Source organism: Paractinoplanes bogorensis, assembly GCF_018829635.1.
In the GTDB taxonomy this organism is placed as follows: domain Bacteria; phylum Actinomycetota; class Actinomycetes; order Mycobacteriales; family Micromonosporaceae; genus Actinoplanes; species Actinoplanes bogorensis.
In genome coordinates this window covers 1-18,231 of sequence record NZ_JAHKKG010000002.1, presented here as the reverse complement: position 1 = coordinate 18,231, position 18,231 = coordinate 1, and the positions used below count along the sequence as shown (strand labels likewise).

Annotated in this window: 16 protein-coding genes; 8 read left to right on the top strand and 8 right to left on the bottom strand. The window is 70.7% G+C overall.

The features are described 5' to 3' along the window. Positions 1-54: 54 nt before the first annotated feature. Positions 55-792, top strand: a complete 738-nt coding sequence (locus KOI35_RS04800) for a TetR/AcrR family transcriptional regulator C-terminal domain-containing protein (RefSeq protein ID WP_215784822.1) — start codon at positions 55-57, stop codon at positions 790-792. 3 nt (positions 793-795) lie between these two features. Here the strand turns inward: KOI35_RS04800 and KOI35_RS04795 are convergent, their stop codons facing one another. The 7 genes from KOI35_RS04795 to KOI35_RS04765 all read right to left on the bottom strand — a co-directional run bounded on the left by KOI35_RS04795 (position 796) and on the right by KOI35_RS04765 (position 10,714). After that, entirely contained in the window at positions 796-1,758 is a 963-nt protein-coding gene (locus KOI35_RS04795; protein ID WP_215784821.1) for a succinate dehydrogenase/fumarate reductase iron-sulfur subunit, read from the bottom strand. Next, positions 1,758-3,680 (bottom strand): fumarate reductase/succinate dehydrogenase flavoprotein subunit, encoded by a 1,923-nt coding sequence (locus tag KOI35_RS04790; protein WP_215784820.1) that lies wholly within the window; start codon positions 3,678-3,680, stop codon positions 1,758-1,760. Before KOI35_RS04790 ends, KOI35_RS04795 begins: the two co-directional genes overlap by 1 nt. A 14-nt stretch (positions 3,681-3,694) precedes the next feature. Beyond that, entirely contained in the window at positions 3,695-4,519 is an 825-nt protein-coding gene (gene sdhC, locus KOI35_RS04785) for a succinate dehydrogenase subunit SdhC (RefSeq protein ID WP_215784819.1), read from the bottom strand. Positions 4,520-4,769: 250 nt separating this feature from the next. Continuing rightward, positions 4,770-5,687, bottom strand: a complete 918-nt coding sequence (locus KOI35_RS04780; protein ID WP_215784818.1) for a hypothetical protein — start codon at positions 5,685-5,687, stop codon at positions 4,770-4,772. A 153-nt stretch (positions 5,688-5,840) separates the two neighbouring features. Further along, complete coding sequence (locus KOI35_RS04775) at positions 5,841-7,304, bottom strand: TldD/PmbA family protein (protein ID WP_215784817.1); 1,464 nt, start codon at positions 7,302-7,304, stop codon at positions 5,841-5,843. After that, positions 7,301-8,737, bottom strand: a complete 1,437-nt coding sequence (locus tag KOI35_RS04770; protein WP_215784816.1) for a TldD/PmbA family protein — start codon at positions 8,735-8,737, stop codon at positions 7,301-7,303. The genes KOI35_RS04775 and KOI35_RS04770 overlap by 4 nt, the downstream gene beginning before the upstream one ends. Before the next feature lie 171 nt (positions 8,738-8,908). Next, entirely contained in the window at positions 8,909-10,714 is a 1,806-nt protein-coding gene (locus KOI35_RS04765) for a prolyl oligopeptidase family serine peptidase (RefSeq protein WP_438870588.1), read from the bottom strand. Positions 10,715-10,795: 81 nt separating this feature from the next. On the opposite strand from KOI35_RS04765, the gene mshB reads away from it, so the two are divergent. Genes mshB through KOI35_RS04745 form a run of 4 tightly spaced genes read left to right on the top strand, consistent with a single transcriptional unit; the run spans position 10,796 to position 14,703 of the window. Continuing rightward, positions 10,796-11,698, top strand: a complete 903-nt coding sequence (gene mshB / locus KOI35_RS04760; protein WP_215784814.1) for an N-acetyl-1-D-myo-inositol-2-amino-2-deoxy-alpha-D-glucopyranoside deacetylase — start codon at positions 10,796-10,798, stop codon at positions 11,696-11,698. Beyond that, positions 11,695-12,288 carry a hypothetical protein gene (locus tag KOI35_RS04755; RefSeq protein ID WP_246612602.1) on the top strand — a complete coding sequence of 198 codons (594 nt, stop codon included), beginning with the start codon at positions 11,695-11,697 and terminating at the stop codon, positions 12,286-12,288. Before mshB ends, KOI35_RS04755 begins: the two co-directional genes overlap by 4 nt. A gap of 20 nt (positions 12,289-12,308) precedes the next feature. Then, a complete protein-coding gene (locus KOI35_RS48780; protein WP_215784813.1) occupies positions 12,309-14,201 on the top strand; it encodes a VanW family protein in 1,893 nt (630 codons plus the stop codon). 31 nt (positions 14,202-14,232) lie between these two features. Then, entirely contained in the window at positions 14,233-14,703 is a 471-nt protein-coding gene (locus tag KOI35_RS04745) for a hypothetical protein (protein ID WP_215784812.1), read from the top strand. On the opposite strand, the gene KOI35_RS04740 is transcribed toward KOI35_RS04745, so the two are convergent. Next, entirely contained in the window at positions 14,700-15,656 is a 957-nt protein-coding gene (locus tag KOI35_RS04740) for a GNAT family N-acetyltransferase (protein WP_215784811.1), read from the bottom strand. The genes KOI35_RS04745 and KOI35_RS04740 overlap by 4 nt on opposite strands. Before the next feature lie 82 nt (positions 15,657-15,738). Here KOI35_RS04740 and fdxA point away from each other — a divergent pair, with 82 nt between their 5' ends. The 3 genes from fdxA (at position 15,739) to KOI35_RS04725 (ending at position 17,956) form a co-directional block, all read left to right on the top strand. Beyond that, positions 15,739-16,059, top strand: a complete 321-nt coding sequence (gene fdxA / locus KOI35_RS04735) for a ferredoxin (protein ID WP_215784810.1) — start codon at positions 15,739-15,741, stop codon at positions 16,057-16,059. Next, positions 16,056-17,144: a succinyldiaminopimelate transaminase gene (gene dapC / locus KOI35_RS04730; RefSeq protein WP_215784809.1), complete on the top strand. Its 1,089-nt coding sequence runs from the start codon at positions 16,056-16,058 to the stop codon at positions 17,142-17,144. The genes fdxA and dapC overlap by 4 nt, the downstream gene beginning before the upstream one ends. Before the next feature lie 362 nt (positions 17,145-17,506). After that, on the top strand, positions 17,507-17,956 hold the full coding sequence (locus KOI35_RS04725; RefSeq protein ID WP_215784808.1) for a hypothetical protein: 450 nt from the start codon (positions 17,507-17,509) through the stop codon (positions 17,954-17,956). Positions 17,957-18,231 lie beyond the last annotated feature (275 nt).

Below are 18,231 nucleotides of genomic sequence, written 5' to 3'. Positions count from 1 at the left end.
CGAACACCGTACCATTGATCTCGAACACTGTACGAGAGCAGATAAGATCGCTGGATGGACTCGTTCACCAGTTCGGTGTGGTTGAAGCCGCCGCGTACCCAGAGCGGTGCTCAGCCCTCACTGAGCCGTGAGCAGATCGTCCGCGCGGCGATGGAGATCCTGGACTCCGAAGGCCTGGCCGGGCTCAGCATGCGGCGGCTCGGCACCAGGCTCGGAGCGGGCGCGACCTCGCTCTACTGGCACGTCGCGCACAAGGACGAGTTGCTCGAACTGGTTGTCGACGAGGTGCTGGGCGAGGTCTACGTGCCCGAACCGGGCGACGCGAGCTGGCGTACGGGAGCCTCGATCGTTGCCGCCGGGATGCACACCGCCTTCATGCGGCATTCGTGGGTGCTCGGCCTGCTCGGGCGGCATCCGACGCTGGGGCCGAACGCCATGCGCCTGAGCGAGCGGTGCGTCGCCCTCTTCACGGCGGCCGGCTTCGAGGGCATGGCGGTGTCCCACGCCAGCGCTGTGCTGTTCTCCCACGCCATCGGCTCGGCGACCTCCAACGCGGCGATCCGGTCGGCGCTCACCCGCAGCGGCAAGACTCCGGCCGAGGTCGCCGTCGAGATCGAGCCGCACCTCGAGCAGCTGTCGCCGGACAACCCGAACTATGCGAAGTGGCGGCAGGAGACCAGCGCGACCCGGCGAGACCCGGAAAAGCTGATCGACGAGACGTACGCCTTCGGCCTGGAACGCATCCTCGATGGGCTCGAGTCATGGCTCGAGACCCATCGAGGCGCGCCGTGAGAATCAGTCCTGCGGCTCGGGCTTGTGATAGCTGAGCCGGTCGGCCGGCATCGGGAACTCCTGGTCACCGAACGGGGACGGCCCGCCCTGGGTGTCCAGCGTGATCTCGGTGACGTTCATCTTGCCGTCCTCGCGGATGTCCGGGAGTTCGGCCCGCCGCGCACTGGAGAACGGCGCCGCCGCTCCGGCCGGGGTCGGGACCTCCTGTTCGAGCTCGTCCCGGCGGAAGATCTTGCGACCGAGCCAGACCAGCGGGTCGTACCGCTTGTCGACCACGCGCTCCTTCATCGGGATGATCGCGTTGTCGGTGATCTTGATGTGCTCGGGGCAGACCTCGGTGCAGCACTTAGTGATGTTGCAGAAGCCGAGACCCTGGTTGGCCTGCGCGTACTGCTTGCGGTCGTCGCGGTCGTCCAGCGGGTGCATGTCGAGCTCGGCCGCGCGGATGAAGTAGCGCGGACCGGAGAAGGCTTCCTTGTTCTCCTCGTGGTCGCGTACGACGTGGCACGTGTTCTGGCAGAGGAAGCATTCGATGCACTTGCGGAACTCCTGGCTCCGCTCGACGTCGACCTGCTGCATCCGGTATTCGCCGGGGGCCACGCCCGGCGGCGGCGCGAAGGCCGGCGTCTCCCGCGCCTTCTCGTAGTTGAAGGACACGTCGGTGACCAGGTCGCGGATCACCGGGAAGGTGCGCAGCGGCGTGATCGTGACCGTCTCGTCCTCTTCGAAGGTGGACATCCGGGTCATGCAACCCAGCCGCGGCTTGCCGTTGATCTCGACCGAGCACGAACCGCACTTGCCCGCCTTGCAGTTCCACCGGCAGGCCAGGTCGGGCGTCTGCGTCGCCTGCAGCCGGTGGATGATGTCGAGGACGACCTCACCCTCGTTGACCTCGACGTCGTAGTCCTGGATGTCGCCGCCCGACTCGTCGCCCCGCCAGACGCGGAAGTGGCGCTTGGTGCCCATTACTTCGCCTCCGTGCTCTCGGCGTTCGCGTCGAACCGCGACATCTCGTCCTCGGTCAGATACTTCGACAGTTCGGTGCGGTCGAACAGCTGGATCAGTTCGTCGCGCATCGTGGGCAGCGGCTTGCGTTCGAGGTGCACGTCGCCGCCGTCGTCGAGCGAGCAGACCAGGTTGACCAGGCGCCACTGCGGGCTCATGGCCGGGAAGTCCTCGCGGGTGTGGCCGCCGCGCGACTCCTCCCGTTCGAGGGCCGCCTTGGCCGTGCACTCCGACACGATCATCATGTTGCGCAGGTCGAGCGCGAGGTGCCAGCCCGGGTTGTATCGCCGCCCGCCGGTCGCGCCGACGTTGGCCACCCGTAGCTTGAGTTCCTGGATCCGCTTGAGCGCGTCGGTCAGCTCGCCCTCGCGCCGGATGATGCCGACCAGGTCACCCATCACGGCCTGAAGATCCTGCTGCAGCCCGTACGGATTCTCGCCGCTCTGCCGCTGCAGAGGAGCCAAAGCGGTGGTGACCGCGGCCTCGAGATCCTTCGTGCTCACCTTGGGGCGCTTCGAGAGCGTTTCCCCGTACGCCGCCGCGTGCTCGCCGGCCCGCTTGCCGAAGACCAGCAGGTCGGACAGCGAGTTACCGCCGAGCCGGTTGGACCCGTGCATGCCGCCGGACACCTCGCCCGCCGCGAACAGGCCCTGCACCGTGCCCATGGCCGCCGCCGTGTCCGGTTCGACCTCGACCCCGCCCATCACGTAGTGGCAGGTGGGCCCGACCTCCATCGGCTCCTTGGTGATGTCGACGTCGGCCAGCTCCTTGAACTGGTGGTGCATCGACGGGAGCCGCTTGATGATGGTCTCGGCCGGCATCCGGGTCGACACGTCGAGCAGCACGCCGCCCGCCTTGGTGCCGCGACCGGCCTTGACCTCGGAGTTGATCGCGCGGGCGACCTCGTCGCGGGGCAGCAGCTCGGGCGGGCGGCGGTTGTTGTCGGGATCGGTGTACCAGCGGTCGGCTTCCTCCTCCGTGTCCGCGTACTGCTTGCGGAACACGTCGGGGACGTAGTCGAACATGAAGCGCTTGCCCTCGCTGTTGCGCAGGACGCCGCCGTCACCACGGACCGACTCGGTGACCAGGATGCCCTTGACGCTGGGCGGCCAGACCATGCCGGTCGGGTGGAACTGGAGGAACTCCATGTTGATCAGCGTCGCGCCCGCCCGCAGGGCCAGGGCGTGACCGTCGCCGGTGTATTCCCAGCTGTTCGAGGTGACCTTGTAGCTGCGGCCGACGCCACCGGTCGCCAGGATCACGGCCGGCGCCTCGAGCAGCAGGAACTCGCCCGACTCGCGGTAGTAGCCGAACGCGCCGGCCACCCGGTCACCGTCGAGCAGCAGCTCGGTGATCGTGGTCTCGGAGAAGACCCGGATGCGCGACTCGTAGCTGCCGGTCTCGGCGAAGTCTTCCTGCTGCAGCGAGACGATCTTCTGCTGCAGGGTGCGGATCAGCTCGAGGCCGGTGCGGTCGCCGACGTGCGCGAGCCGCGGATATTCGTGCCCGCCGAAGTTCCGCTGCGAGATCTTTCCGTCTTTCGTACGGTCGAAAAGCGCCCCGTACGTCTCCAGTTCCCAGATGCGTTCCGGAGCTTCCTTGGCGTGCAGCTCGGCCATCCGGAAGTTGTTGAGGAACTTGCCACCCCGCATGGTGTCGCGGAAGTGGACCATCCAGTTGTCCTTGGAGTTCACGTTGCCCATGGCGGCCGCGGCGCCGCCCTCGGCCATCACCGTGTGGGCCTTGCCGAACAGCGACTTCGAGATGATCGCCGTACGCTTGCCGGCCAGCCGGGCCTCGATCGCCGCGCGCAGACCGGCGCCGCCGGCCCCGATCACGACGACGTCGTACAGGTGCCGTTCGATTCGTGCAGTCGTGCTCATCGTGTGTGCGCCCCTTATCCGATGAATCGCAGATCGGAGAACCAGCCGGCCGACAGCGCCATGACGTAGAAGTCGGTCAGCGCGAGGGTGCCGAGCGTGATCCAGGCCAGTTGCATGTGGCGCACGTTGAGCTTCGACACGAAGGTCCAGACGCGGTAGCGCACCGGGTGTTTCGAGAAGTGCTTGAGCCGCCCGCCGGTGATGTGGCGGCACGAGTGGCAGGACAACGTGTAGGCCCACAGCATGACCACGTTGCCGACCAGGATGACGTTGCCGAGCCCGAAGCCGAAGCCACCGTCGCCGCTGCGGAACGCGATGATCGCGTCCCACGTGTTGATCAGCGAGATGATCATCGCGGCGTAGAACGCGTACCGGTGGGCGTTCTGGAAGATCAGCGGGAAGCGGGTCTCACCGGAGTAGCTCTTGTGGCCGTCGGGCACCGCACAGGCCGGCGGCGACAGCCAGAAGGCCCGGTAGTACGCCTTGCGGTAGTAGTAGCACGTCAGCCGGAACAGCAGCAGGAACGGCAGCGTGAAGGCGGCCTCGGGAATCAGCCAGAAGCTGGGCAGAGGCGTGCCGAACAGCGACGAACCCTCGACGCAGCGGTCGGTGAGGCACGGCGAGTAGAACGGCGTGAGGTAGTGGAACTCCTCGACGAAATACCACTTGTGCATGAAGACCCGGACGGTCGCGTAGGTGACCCACGCCCCGAGCCCCAGAAAGGTGATCAGCGGGGGGAGCCACCACCGGTCGGTGCGCAACGTCTTGGCGGTGATCGCCGCGCGTGATCGTCGCGGACCGGAGGGCCCCACGCCCGGCCTCGTTGCCGTCGTCGTCATTCGATCTCCTGACGTGCCTGTCTCAAGTGACCCGGCCGGCGAGCGAAGGGGGAGCCCGGCAGCCGCCATGTTTCCGTGATGTGGGGCACACGTTACGCCGGAGGTCTAGCAGTTTCGCGCTCAGGGATGGGGTATGGATCACAAATTTCGACCCCCATCACATCGATAGGCCGACAAGCGCTAATGGATCTTGGTCGCGCTGATCCGAAACGGACACCCGGGCAGCAGGTGGACGCGCAGGTCGGGGGCCTCAGAGATCCGGGGCGGCCATTCGGCGGATCGGGCCGGCGCAGGCGGCGGGCGACCAGTCCGCGAGCACCTCGGCCAGCGGGCGGCCGGTGTCGTCCTTGGGGTAGAGGTAGAAGGCTGTCGAGGGGGCGCCCAGCCGCTCGAGCAGGTCGCCGTAGACGGTGCGGGCGTCGATGATCCGGCGCCACGCGTCCTGGATGCGCTCGTCACGGACGTCGTTCAGATAGACGCGTACGGCCGCGTTCTCGTCGCGGATCGCCGTCGCCCGAGCCTTGGGGGTGGTGGTCGCGCCGGGCGGAACCAGTTGGTTGAGGCGGCGTTCGAGGTCGAGGCAGTTCTGGTCGCGCAGGGCCCGGGCCTCGCGGGCATCGTCGGCGCGGTCGCGGATCCCGCTGACCGCGCTGATGATCGAGAGCCCGCCCACGCAGAGCGCGATGACGACGACGGCCGCCCCGATCGAGATCCCCGCGACCCACCACCGCCGGCGGCGGCGTTGCTGGTCCTCCGGGGTCTTGGGCGAGTCGCCGACGCTCAGCAGCCGACGCTTCGCCGGGGCTTGCTCTTGATCCGGGACGTCGCGGGGCTGCGGGCTGTCGCCGGCCTGCGGGTCGCTGGGCCGCGTGGTGGCGCTCGCCGGCGGGCTGTCGTTCGGCTCCGCTTCGTTGCTCGCGGACGATGCCGCCCAGCCGGTGTCGTTCGGCTCTGAGTCGTTGCTCGCGGATGACGCCGCCCAGCCGGTGTCGCTCGGCTCTGAGTCGTTGCTCGCGGACGATGCCGCCCAGCCGGTGTCGTTCGGCTCTGAGTCGTTGCTCGCCGACGACGCCGCCCAGCCGGTGTCGCGTGGCCGGGGCGAACCGGTCGGCGGGCCGGCGCTCGTCGTGGAGGAGTCGTGGTCAGCGTCGCGCGGCGTGTCGCTCACGGGCCAAGTGAAACACGCCGGTCAATGCGCCGCCGCTCGCAAGATCCGGCTTGGTGATCATCTCGGGAGCAACCGCCACATACCCCCGCCCGCCCGGGGCCGCGGGCGAGCCTACGACACAGCCCGCAAGATCGTTGGCGGCCTGTGGATAACTCAGCCGGAGGCGTTTCCGGTCAGGTTCCACGACGCCAGGTGCAGGGCCGGGGCCGCGTAGCGCGTGCCTGTCCAGCGGTCGGGCAGCAGCACCGACTCGCTGCCGATGCCCAGCACCTGGCCGGGGCCGAGGGCCTGTGCGTAGGACTGGGTGAAGCGCATGTTGCCCACCGCCGCGGTCACCTCGCCGTCTTCCACCAGCCAGACGCCGTTGCGGGTCAGGCCGGTGATGACCAGCGTCTTCGGGTCGAGCACCCGGGTGTACCAGAAGTCGGTGATCAGCAGGCCGCGCTCCATCCGGGCCACCAGCGGGCGCGCCGACTCGGCGGTCGGGCTCGACGGGCCGGCCGGCGGCAGGGTGGGCTCGGTCGCCGCGGGTGACGCCTCCAGCCGCATGTGCGTCGGATAGGGGCCCCAGCTGCGCGAGGCCGGCGACGCGTGACCGGTGGAGGTGGCTCCGGCCTCGGCGGCCGATGTGCGGTCGTGGGTGACCGCCCTGGTCACGCCGTCGCGCACCAGCACCAGCGACTCACGCGGGGTGCCCTCGTCGTCGAACGGCAGGCCGGGCGCGGGCTCGGCCCGGCTGCCGAGCGGCTCGTCGACCAGCGTCACCGACGGGTCGAACTGGTCGGCGCCGAGCTCGGCGAACGACTGCTTCTGCGCGTACGCCTTCCCGTTGAACCCGAACAGCGCCAGGTTGTCGAGCACGTCGGCCACCGCCTCGGGCTCGAGCACCACCTCGTAGCGCCCGGGCGCCAGCTCGATCGGGCTCTGGCCGGCCCGGGCCTTGGCCGCCGCGCGGGCGCCGAGCGCCGCGCCGTCGAGGTCGGTGATCCGCCCGGACGCCCGGCGGGCCACGCCGTCGGAGCCGTTGACCCGGGCGATGCCGTCCATCGCGGCCTCGGCCGTGCGGCCCTCGACGGCCTGGCCGGCGCTGTTGGCGAAGGCGGCCGAGCAGTACGTGGTGCGGCAGTATCCGGCGGTTTCCAGTCCTTCGGCGGCGCGCACGAAATCGCGTACGCGGGAAGCTCTCTCGGCCGGAGTCGCACGCGCGGTCGCCTCGTCGAAGCCGAAGTCGAGCCCGGACTGCGGGCCCGAGCCGTGATAGCCGGCCGAGTGGTGCAGCGGGGTCGGCGGGGTCAGGCCGGTCCACGTCGCGTCGGGCGGGCTGAGCCGGACCGCGGCGACCGTACGCTCGACCAGGCCGCGCAGCCCGTCGGCGCCGACGACCGTGGTCGACCCCGACGCCGTACGGCCGTCGAGGTGCAGCCGCAGCCGTACGGTCGTGACCGCGTCGGCCACGTTCTGGTGGATCATCGAGTTGGCGAAGCGGGTCAGCGCCTCGGCGTCGTGCTGCACCATGACCTCGGCCTCGGCCGACGGCCCGGCGACCGACCGCACCAGCTCGACGACCCGGGCCGCGAGTTCGAGCTCGGCCCCCGTCCGGACGATGTCGAGACTCATCCCCGCACCCCCACGCGCACGTTGGTGAACCGGGCCGGCGCCGCCGGATGACCGGTGTGCCCGACCTGGCCGGGCTGGCCCTTGCCGCAGTTGGGTGTGCCCCAGGCGACGCTCTCGGACGACAGCATGTCCATCGACTGCCAGAACTTCGGACCGATCCCGGTGTAGGTCGGGTTGCGCAGCATCCGGCCGAGCTTGCCGTTCTTGATCTCGTAGCCGATCTCGCACCCGAACTGGAAGTTGAGCCGCCGGTCGTCGATCGACCAGGAGCGGTTGATGTCCATGAACACGCCGTCCTCGGTGTTCGCGATGATCTCGTCGAGCGTGTGCGGGCCGGGCTCGAGGCCCACATTGGTCATCCGGACCATCGGCAGCCGGGCCCAGCCGTCGGAACGCACGCTGCCCGCGTAGTCGAGACCGGCCACGGCGGCCGAATCGCGACCGGCCAGCACACCGACCCAGATGCCGTCCCGTACGGCGTCACGTCTGGTCGCCGGGGTGCCCTCGTCGTCGTAACCGAAGCTGCCCAGCGCGCCCGGCAGGCCCGGGTCGATGGTGATGTTCATCAGCTCGGAGCCGTAGCGCAGCGAACCCAGTTTTTCCAGGTCGAGCCAGCTGGTGCCGGCGAACGCGGCCTCCCACCCGAGGATGCGGTCGAGCTCGATGGCGTGGCCGACCGACTCGTGGATCTGCAGCGCGAGCTGCTCGCCGCCGAGCACCAGGGTGGTCTCGCCGCTGGGGCAGAGCGGGGCGGTGAGCAGGGCCCGCGCCTCCTCGGCCATGCGCGGCGCGTTGGCGATCAGGTCGAGGCTGTCGACCAGTTCCCAGCCGCTCGTGCCGTATTGCCCCCGATGCGACGGCCACGACCGCCGCTGGATCTCGCCGTCGCCGTACGCGCTGGCCGTGAGACCGGCGCCGCACTCGCGGGTGTGCTGGTCGATGCGGTGGCCGTCGCTCGAGACGAACCACTTGCGGGTGTCCCAGATCTGGTAGATGCCCTCGGCCAGGTCGGCGCCCGCCGCCTTGGCCGCGGCGGTGGCCCCGACCAGCAGGTCGCCCTTGGTCGACAGCGAGACGCTCAGCGGGTCGACCTCGCAGGCGCTGGCCCAGCTGGCCTCGCCCGCACCGGTCGGCACGAGGTCGATCGGCGGCCCCGGCACGGTGGCGCTGGCCTGCGCGATCTGGGCGGCCCGGCGCCCGGCCGCCCGTGCGGCCGAGTCGGACAGATCGGGCACGGCGTAGAAGCCCCACGACGACCCGACCAGAGCGCGGACGCCGAGACCGGCGCTCTCGCCCGACCCGAGCTCTTCGACGTCACCGTCGCGGGCGGTCATCGACTCGGTGCGGCGCACCATGATGCGGCAGTCGGCATAACGCGCCCCGGCGTCGAGAGCGGCCTGCACCGCCGAGTACGCCTCATCGAAGTGGCTCATGCACCGACCCTAGGGGACCGGTACGACAGAACTTCGACCGCGTGATCAATCCCGCCGCGGCAACAGTGTGCCGGGGTCGAGATCTATGGCAACAGGTTCGCTGAGCCGGAGGAACTCACCGGCCCTGGTGGTCGAGTGCCCATGGTGGGCGTGAGTCAACTGGCCTGTCGACTAGCTGGCGCGGAGGAAGGCTAGCTCCTCGACAAGGTTTGCGGTGGTGACCGAGGGCAGGCCGGGGACCGTCGCGCCGACCAGCAGGACGGCGTCGGTCGGGTCGGCTTCGGCCAGGTTGTGGTGGGCATAGACGTCGGCCGAGTCGCGGCGATCGCCCAGGTAACGCTCGGCCAACGGCGCCGGCTCGTCGAACCAGTCGACGATCGGAGAGCGGGCCACCGCCCGATGAAACACGTCCGGCCGGCGCAACACAGCCATGGCGGCCAGCCAACCCCCAAGACCTTTTCCCCGTACGGCCACCGCGCCCAGATCCAGGTCGGGGTGCTTGCCGAGCAGGGCTTTCAACGCATCCGCCTGATCGGTCAGCGACACGTCGACCAGACGCCGGTGCACCACCTTCTCGAAGCTCGGCGCCACCCCGGGCGTCCCCCGCCCGTCGATGCTCACCACGGCGAACCCGTTGTCGGCCCACCACTGCCGTTCCTGCCACGCCGCCGGATCGGTCACCACCTGCTGGCGGCCGGGCCCGTCGCCCAGGCTGACCAGCACCGGGATCTTGGTGCCGCCGACGAACCCGGTCGGATAGAGCACCGCCGCCGGCAGTCGCCGGTCGGTGACCCGCTCGAGCATCGGTTGCGGGGCGTAGGGGAGTGGTGCGGCCAGGTTGCCCAGCGCCGCCACCCGGGCCTCGCCGCGCCACACGACGTCGTCCACGACCAGCACGTCGCCGCCGGTCTCGGCCCGGTGCCAGCCGGGTGTCCCGGTCACCTTGCGCGCCTCGGCCCCGCCGCCGCCGAGCGATGTGCGGACCCGGAAGACCGACTGCACCGCCGGGTCGCCGTCGGTGCCCTCGACGATCAGGTCGGGGGCCGGGTTGCCGGGCCGCGGCACCGTGCCGACGACGCGTCGTACATAGAGGGTGGGCGGGGTGAGCAGGCTGCCGTCGGCGAACAGGCAGCGCGCGTCGAAACCGTCGTGCGCGAGTTCGCCGCCGACCAGCACGCGCCCGTCCGGCAGGTGCCGCGGCGTGCCGGCCACCGGTTCGACCCAGCGCGCGTCGGCCAGTTCGGCGTGGACCTGCGTTTCTCCCGTACGGGGATCGACCGCCAGCACCAGACCGTGTTGTTGCATCCGGCGCAGCACGGTGATCAACGGTCCGCCGCCGTCGGCCCAGCGCACGCTGACCACGTACGGATAAGTCTCTCGGTCCCAATGCACGTCGACCCAGCCGAAGTCGAGGTCGAGCAGGTGCAGGCTGGTCGAGGCGGCGGTGCGCGCGGCCAGGATCTGGGTGCCGTCGGGCGACCACCACCAGCCGCGGTCCCGGCCGAAGCGGCGCGCGGCCTCGTCGGCCACGCCCCAGCCGATGGTGCCGCCGTGCTCGCGCCACGCGTTGCCGGACTCGCCCGCGAGCAGCCGGTCGCCGTCCGGCCCGACCACCCGCAGCGACGGCGAGCCGGCGGCCCGGCTGACATACGCGATGCGGGTGCCGAGCGGGTCGGGTCGCGGATCTTCGGCCGGCTCGCCGGTCGGCACCTCGGTCACCGTGCCCCGGGCCAGGTCGGCCCGGAACAGACGGCCCTCGCGGGTGAACGCGGCCACGGTGGCGTCGCGGTCGGTGGCGTACGCGCGCAGAGGTCCCGCCGCCACCAGGGACTCGGTCGCGGTGGACACGTTGAGCACCCACAGCGACGACGCCGGATCTTCGGGACCGGTGGAACGCAGGAACGCGACGCGCCGACCGTCCCCGCCGACCGTCACCGAATGCGGCGCGCCGTAGCGGAAGTGGCCGGTGCGCTCCACGAGCCGAGGGAAGTCCACCCGGACAGCATCGCTGATCAAGGCGTGTTCGCGCGCCCCAAACGCGCGCGTAGAGTTGCGCGCGTGACTGACGCCCTGCCCGCGCGCCGCCTGCTGCTGGTGCACGCCCACCCCGACGACGAGGTCACCGGCACCGGCGCGACGATGGCGCACTACGCCGCCACCGGCGCCCACGTGACGCTGGTGACCTGCACGCTCGGCGAAGAGGGCGAGATCCACGTCCCCGAGCTGGCCCAGCTCGAGGCGGCTCAGGCCGATCAGCTCGGCGGCTACCGTCTCGTCGAGCTGTCCCGCGCGTGCGCCGAGCTCGGCGTCACCGACCACCGGTTTCTCGGCGGCGCCGGCCGCTATCGCGACTCCGGCATGATGGGTCTGCCGACCAACGACCACGAGCGGGCGTTCTGGCGGGCCGACCTCGACGAGGCCGCGGCCCACCTGGTCGAGATCATCCGCGAGATCAAACCCCAGGTCATGATCACGTACGACCCCAACGGGTTCTACGGTCATCCCGACCACATCCAGGCCCACCGGGTGGCCATGCGCGCGGCCGAGCTGGCCGGCGCCGACGCCCCGCAGAAGATCTATTGGACGGCGATGCCGCTGAGTGTGCTGCGCGACGGCATGGACGCGTTCCGCGAGCTCTCCGACAACCCGTTCGCCGGTGTCGAGAACGTCGAGGATCTGCCGTTCGGTCACGCCGACGACGAGATCGCCGCGCGGATGGACGGCACCGACTACTACCAGCAGAAGATGGCGGCCATGCGGGCCCACGCCACCCAGATCCCCGACAACTCGTGGCTCTACGGGATCGCGGGCGACTTCGGCGGCGAGTTCATGGGCGTCGAATACTTCACCATCGCCAAGGGCGAGCGCGGCCCGGGCGAGGGCCCGCACAACTGGGAGAGCGACCTGTTCGGCGGCCTCGGCCTCGAGCAGCCGGCGGGCGCCGACGAAGCATCCCGATGAGCACGGACGAGGCCACGGTGAGCAACCCGCCAACGGACGAGCTTCCGGCGCCCGGCGAAAGGGTGCCCGGCGACAGGGTGCCCGGTGAGAAGGCGCCCGGTGAGAAGGCGCCTGACGAGAAGGCGCCCGACGACGGAATGGCGCCCGAGGCGAAACCGCCATGGGCCGGCTGGGACCCGATCATCCGTACGGGCGGGGTCGTGGTCTCGATCCTGGCCGCCCTGGTCAGCGGCTTCCTCGAGATCAACCTGAGCACCCTGCGCGCCGGTGACCTCGTGACGATCTGGCGGGGCGACGCGATCGGCTCCGGCGGCGGCCCGCTGCTCGGCCTGTCGATCCTGCTGGCCCTGGTGCTCAACTACGCGATCGCCTGGTTCGCCGTCGCCACCACCCGTCGCCGCTGGTCGCTCGGCCCGCCGTGGGCCTTGTGGACGCTGCTCATGCTGTTCGCGGCGGGCGTGCGTACCGACGAGGGTGACTACCTGCTCGGCGGCGAAAACTGGATCGCACTCGTGATGATCCTGGTCGGCAGCCTCGCGTACGCTGTCTATTCCTATCGGCTGATCTTGAAAGGCCGGTTGCCGCAGTAACGCCACGGTGAGGTGAGCTCGTGACGTCCGGGTCCGATTGGTTCGGCAAGCCGTCCCCTCAGGGGCCGAGACCGGACGACACCGTCATCCTCAACGAGTTGTCCGACGGCAGCGTCGCGGTTCCGGATGAGGCCGACGCCACAGTGATCCTGCCGGCCAGTTCACACACGATGATCATGCCGCCGGTACCGCGCGAGGTGCCGGCTCTCGAGCGCATTCCCGCCGCGGAACCGGAACCCCCGGCTCCCGAGCCCCGGAAGCGCGGCAAGTGGCTGGTCGCGGCCGGTGTGGCCAGCCTGCTCGTGGTCGCCGCGGGTGGCTCGGCCGCCTATGCGACAGCCGGGGACATTCCGCGCGGCACCGAGGTGCTCGGACTCGATCTCGGCGCGCTGACCCGGGACGAGGCCGAGAAGGCGCTCGGCGATCACGTGGCGACCCGGTCGACCCAGCCGGCCCGCGTCCGTCTCGACGGCAAGGATGTGGCCGTCCAACCCGACGCGATCGGTCTCGCCTTCGACGTGGCGGCCACGGTCGAAGCCGCGGCGGCGAGCGGTCTGCGTCTCTTCGGGACCAGGCAGATCCTTCCCGCCGTACGCCTGGACGCCGCCAAACTCGAGTCCGAGCTGCGCAAACAGGTGGCCCCCGAGCGGATCACCATGGTCCGCCCGGCGATCGCCTTCCAGGGCACCGAGCCCGTGACCCGGTACGGGAAACCCGGTCTTGATCTTGATCGTGGTCTGGCCGCGGATCGGGTGAAGGGTGCGTGGCCGACCGGCGACGTGGCCGACGTGCCGCTGACCACGCGCACCCCCGAGATGACCGACGCCCAGGTCGACACGCTGGTGGCCGATGTCGCGAAGCCTGCCGTGGCCGCACCGGTGGCCGTGACCGTCGGCGCGAAGACGCTGCAGCTGACCCCGGCCGCCCTCGCGAAGGGCCTGGTCTTCCGCCCGGACGCGGCGGGCAAGCTGGCCCCGGCGATCGACGCCACCCGGTTGCGCACGGCCGCGGCCACCGCGTTGCGGCCGGTCGAGACGGCGGCCAAACCGGCTTCCGTACGCCTGGTCAGTGGCCGGCCGCAGGTCGTGGCGGGCGCTCCGGGGCGTCTGGTCGACCTGGCCAAGCTCGGCCCCGAGTTGCTCGCCGTGCTGGGTCAGCCGGCCCCGCGCGCGGTCACCGGCGTGCTCGCGACCACCGACTCCGAGGTCGACGAGGCGGCCGTGACCAAGCTCGGCATCAAGGAGCGGGTCTCCACCTTCACCACCTACTTCACCGGCGGCCGCAGCTCACCGCGCAGCCAGAACATCATCACGGTGGCCAAGGCGGTCGACGGGGCGATCGTGCAGCCGGGCGCCACTTTCTCGCTGAACGGGCACACCGGCGAACGGACGTACGCGAAGGGCTACAAGGACGCTCCGGTGATCGTCGGCGGCGTGCTCGAGCCGGGCGTCGGGGGCGGTGCCTCGCAGTTCACCACGACGCTGTTCAACGCCGCCTACTACGCGGGTCTCGAGGACGTCGAGCACAAGCCGCACTCGTTCTACTTCTCCCGCTACCCGTCGGTCATCGAGTCGACGATCTTCTATCCGACCCTCGATCTCAAGTTCAAGAACACCACGCCGTACGGGATCCTGATCGACACCGCCACGACCGGGCGCTCGGTGACCGTGTCGATGTGGAGCACCAAGGTCTACGACAGCGTGAAGACCGTCTACGGCCCCCGTCGCAACGTCACCAGCCCGCCCACGGTCAACCGCGAGGCCGGGCCCCGATGCATCGCTACCAGCGGACTCCCAGGCTTCACCCAGGACGCATGGCGCGTCATCCGCAAGGATGGCCAGGAGGTCGAGCGCGAGAAGTTCACTTGGCGTTACGATCCCGAGCCACGATTCGTCTGCGGCGGCCAGGACTGACCGGCCGCCGGGCAGGTTCCCGGGAGGGCATATGAGGCAGCAGCGCTGGTTCCCGATCGCGGCGCTGGCGGTCGGGCTGTTCGCGATCAACGTGGTGGCCCGCCTGGTCACCCGGTTCGCCTTCGCCGACAACGACGCGGCCGAGACGCGTACCACGGTCATCATGTTCGCCCTGATCGGCGTCGTGCTGGCCGGCTACGCCTTCTGGGCCTCGCACCACCGTCCGGCGTCGCAGTGGCTGGCCCCCGACTGGGTCACCGGGGTGGCCGCCGCGATGATCCTGACGCTCCTGGTCGGACCGTTCGTCAGCGGCGACCAGCCGTTCTCGGGCGGGTCCGACCACTTCTTCGCCCAGATCGCGCTGTACGCCGCCTTCGCCGGCGCCGGCACGCTGATCGGTTACTGGGTCTCGGTCGCGATGGGCCGTGACTACCGGTCGCGGTCGCTCAAGGCCTACACCCAGACCCGCCAGGCCAAGCCGCGCAAGGTCGTCCGCCGCTAGCTGTTAGGCGCTTCCCGCGTCAGATAGGTGTGGTGGGTCGTGAAGCCGGCCCGGCCGTAGAGCGCGACCGCGCCCGTGTTGCGCTCCTCGACCTGCAGGTAGGCGCGGGCGCTGCCGTGCTGGGCGCCCCACAGCGCGAGCGCGTGCAGCACGTGCCGGGCCAGGCCCTGCCGACGGGCGTGCGGAGCGGTCTGCAGCAGGCTGACCCCGAGCCAGCGGTCGGGGCCGGTGACCGTGCCGCGGCCGATCGCGATCAGCTCGCCCCCGGCGTCGTGGACCTGGGCGAAGACGACCTCGGCGGGCGCGGTCAGGATGCGGGCGGCGGCGGGCGGCAGCGTGCCCTTGTGCTCGGCCACCATGGCGTACCAGTCGTCGCTCGGGGAGTCGGCCAGCTCGACCGGCGGCAGATCGCTCTTGCTGCCGCCGATGCCGGTCAGGGGCGCGGTCTGCAGCAGGGTGAGCGGGCGGGCGCCCCAGCCGCGGGCGTCGAGGGTGGCATTGACCGGGGCGGCCAGCGGCATCGGCGCATTGATCAGCGGACGCTGGCCGTGTGCCGAATACCACTCGATCACGGCGTCGATGGCCGCCTCGAGCGGACGGTCGGGGTCGCCGACCGCGAGAGCCGAGTTGGCGCGGCCGGTCCAGTTCTCCGCGGCCCGCAGGATCCAGCTGCCCAGACGGGCCTCGATCGGGGCCGGCCAGGCCTCGTTGGCGGCCAGTTCGAGCGCGACGACCTGGGCCGCGGGCGGGCGCCGGGCGGCCGGAACCCGCTTGGCCCGGTGCACCTCACGCAGCGGGACACGCAGCGTGCCCTTCTCGGTCGCGATGGTGAGATCGGTCTCCGTGAGGTCGACCAGCTCACCCAGGGCATCCGTGAAGAGCGTCCGGTCGTGAGAAACGCCTACAATTCGGCGTACGACAACCCGATGTCCCACATCCTGCCGACGGAGCACGTGTCACCTCCTCCGACGGGGATACTAGGCTCTGCAACTGTCGCCGGCGGTCCCCGCGGCGTGGCTTTGGAGGGAAAGACCCGTGACCTACATCATCGCTGAGCCATGCGTCGATGTGCTCGACAAGGCATGCATCGAAGAATGCCCGGTCGACTGCATCTACGAGGGCAACCGGATGCTCTACATCCACCCCGATGAGTGCGTCGACTGCGGGGCCTGTGAGCCGGTCTGCCCGGTCGAGGCGATCTTCTACGAAGATGACGTCCCCGACCAGTGGAAGGACTACACGACCGCGAACTACGAGTTCTTCGAAGATCTCGGTTCGCCCGGTGGCGCCGCCAAGGTCGGCAAGATCGACAAGGACACCCCGTTCATCACCGGCCTCCCGCCGAAGGCCGAATGAGCCGTCTTTCGGCCGCTCTGCCCGACTTCCCGTGGGATCTGCTGGAGCCGGCCAAGGCCCGAGCCGCGGAGCACCCCGACGGGATCGTCGACCTCTCGGTCGGCACCCCGGTCGACCCGGTGCCGCCGCTGATCCGGCGTGCCCTCGCCGACGCGTCGGATTCGCCCGGCTACCCGCTCACCGCGGGCACGCCGGCCCTGCGTACTGCTCTGTCCGAGTGGTTCGCCCGCGAGTGCGGCGCGTCGGGACGGCTCGGCGTGCTCCCGACGATCGGCTCCAAAGAGCTGGTCGCCTGGCTGCCCACGCTGCTCGGACTCGGCCCGGCCGACACCGTGGTGATCCCGTCGATCGGCTACCCGACCTATGAGGTCGGTGTGCGGCTGGCCGGCGCCCGGGTGGTCCGGTCCGACTCGCTGACGTCGGTCGGGCCCGATTCCTCCGTACGCCTCGTCTGGCTCAACTCGCCGTCCAACCCGACCGGCAAGGTGCTGCCCGTCGAGCACCTGCGCAAGGTGGTCGCGTGGGCCCGCGAGCGGGGTGCCGTGGTGGTCAGCGACGAGTGCTACCTGTCGCTGGGCTGGGAGACGCAGCCGGTCTCGGTGCTCTCCCCGGAGGTCACCGGCGACGACTACACCGGTGTGCTGGCCGTGCACTCGCTGTCCAAGCGGTCCAACCTGGCCGGTTACCGGGCGGGCTTCGTCGGCGGTGACCCGGCGCTGATCGCCGAGCTGCTGGCCGTACGCAAGCACGCCGGAATGATCGTGCCCGCACCGGTGCAGGCCGCCATGATCGCCGCGCTGGGCGACGAGGAGCACGTGGTTGCGCAGCGGGCGCTCTATGCGGCCCGGCGTGACCAACTGCGAGCGGCGCTGACCCGGACCGGGTTCGAGATCAGCCACTCCGAGGCCGGTCTCTACCTGTGGTCGTCGCGCGGCGAAGACTGCTGGAAGACCGTCGAGTGGCTGGCCGAGCGGGGCATCCTGGCCGCTCCGGGCGCCTTCTACGGCCCGGCCGCCGAGCAGCACGTGCGGATCGCGCTGACCGCCACCGACGAGAGGGTCGCCGCCGCGGTCTCCCGCCTCTGATCGCCGGACGCGGGCGGGGACTGCTCGGGGTCGCGCCGCGCAGCACGGTCATGCCGATCCGGCTGGTCAACGACGATCTGCTCATCTCCAACGGCCGCCCTGACCACGCCGCGCGTCGTCGCCGCCGCGCAAAAAGCGACAACGTCCACCGACGACAGTGGCGTGCCCTCGTTGCTGATCGTGATCGGCGGGGTGCTCGTGCTGGTGGCCGGGCTGTCCGGGCTGATGGTGCTTCGGGTACGCCGAAGTTCCTGATCAGTGGCGAGTCGATCCCCCGACTCGGGCATTCGCCGCACCGAATGTGTGAGCTACGCTCGGTGGCACCGGAGATCGGGGGAGCGCCGGTGAATGCCAATCTTCACATGAGGATCAGCGGTCTCGACCGCACGGGCACGGCCTTTGCGGTCGTCGACCCGGTCGGCCGTTTCATCGACATCGGGCTGCGTCCCGGCTGGTGGCCGGCGCTGGGCCCGGCCCGCGTCGCGGCGGGCCTGATCGAGGCGCTCGAGGCGGCCCGCATGCAGGCGGCCCTGGTGCCGCTGGTCGCGCGGGGCGACGTCCACGAGACCGCGCGCGGACGCATCGCCGAGGCCTACCGCCTGATCGACGAGGGCCGCGAGCAGCCCGCCATCCAGGTCGTCATCGGCTCGCGGGGCCTGTTCCGCCTGCATGTCCGCGGCGGCCGCATCGACGGCGCCGAGACCGGCCCGCTCACCCACACCGACGCCGAGCCGCTGCTGGCCGACGCCCGCGAGGTGCTGACCGAGCTGGGCCGCCGCCCGTCCGACGCCCGCCTGGCCGGCGCCGGCTAGAAGTGCCGCGCCGCGCCTAGCCAGCGCTGACTGGAAAGTGCCGCGCCCGGCCCGTGCCGCGCCGCGCCTGGCCAGCGCTGACTGGAAAGTGCCGCGCCTGGCCCGCGTCGCGCTTGGCCCGTGCCGCGTCGCGCTTGGCCCGTGCCGTGCCTGGCCAGCGCTGACTGGAAAGTGCCGCGCCTGGCCCGCGTCGCGCTTGGCCCGTGCCGCGTCGCGCTTGGCCCGTGCCGTGCCTGGCCAGCGCTGACTGGAAAGTGCCGCGCCTGGCCCGCGTC

Coding starts and splice junctions, on each gene's coding strand:
- KOI35_RS04790 (WP_215784820.1), bottom strand. CDS start 3,680: ATGAGCACGACTGCACGAATCGAACGGCACCTGTACGACGTCGTCGTG.
- KOI35_RS04775 (WP_215784817.1), bottom strand. CDS start 7,304: ATGAGTCTCGACATCGTCCGGACGGGGGCCGAGCTCGAACTCGCGGCC.
- KOI35_RS04745 (WP_215784812.1), top strand. CDS start 14,233: ATGAGGCAGCAGCGCTGGTTCCCGATCGCGGCGCTGGCGGTCGGGCTG.
- KOI35_RS04725 (WP_215784808.1), top strand. CDS start 17,507: ATGAGGATCAGCGGTCTCGACCGCACGGGCACGGCCTTTGCGGTCGTC.
- KOI35_RS04755 (WP_246612602.1), top strand. CDS start 11,695: ATGAGCACGGACGAGGCCACGGTGAGCAACCCGCCAACGGACGAGCTT.
- sdhC (WP_215784819.1), bottom strand. CDS start 4,519: ATGACGACGACGGCAACGAGGCCGGGCGTGGGGCCCTCCGGTCCGCGA.
- KOI35_RS04770 (WP_215784816.1), bottom strand. CDS start 8,737: ATGAGCCACTTCGATGAGGCGTACTCGGCGGTGCAGGCCGCTCTCGAC.
- KOI35_RS04795 (WP_215784821.1), bottom strand. CDS start 1,758: ATGGGCACCAAGCGCCACTTCCGCGTCTGGCGGGGCGACGAGTCGGGC.
- dapC (WP_215784809.1), top strand. CDS start 16,056: ATGAGCCGTCTTTCGGCCGCTCTGCCCGACTTCCCGTGGGATCTGCTG.
- KOI35_RS04800 (WP_215784822.1), top strand. CDS start 55: ATGGACTCGTTCACCAGTTCGGTGTGGTTGAAGCCGCCGCGTACCCAG.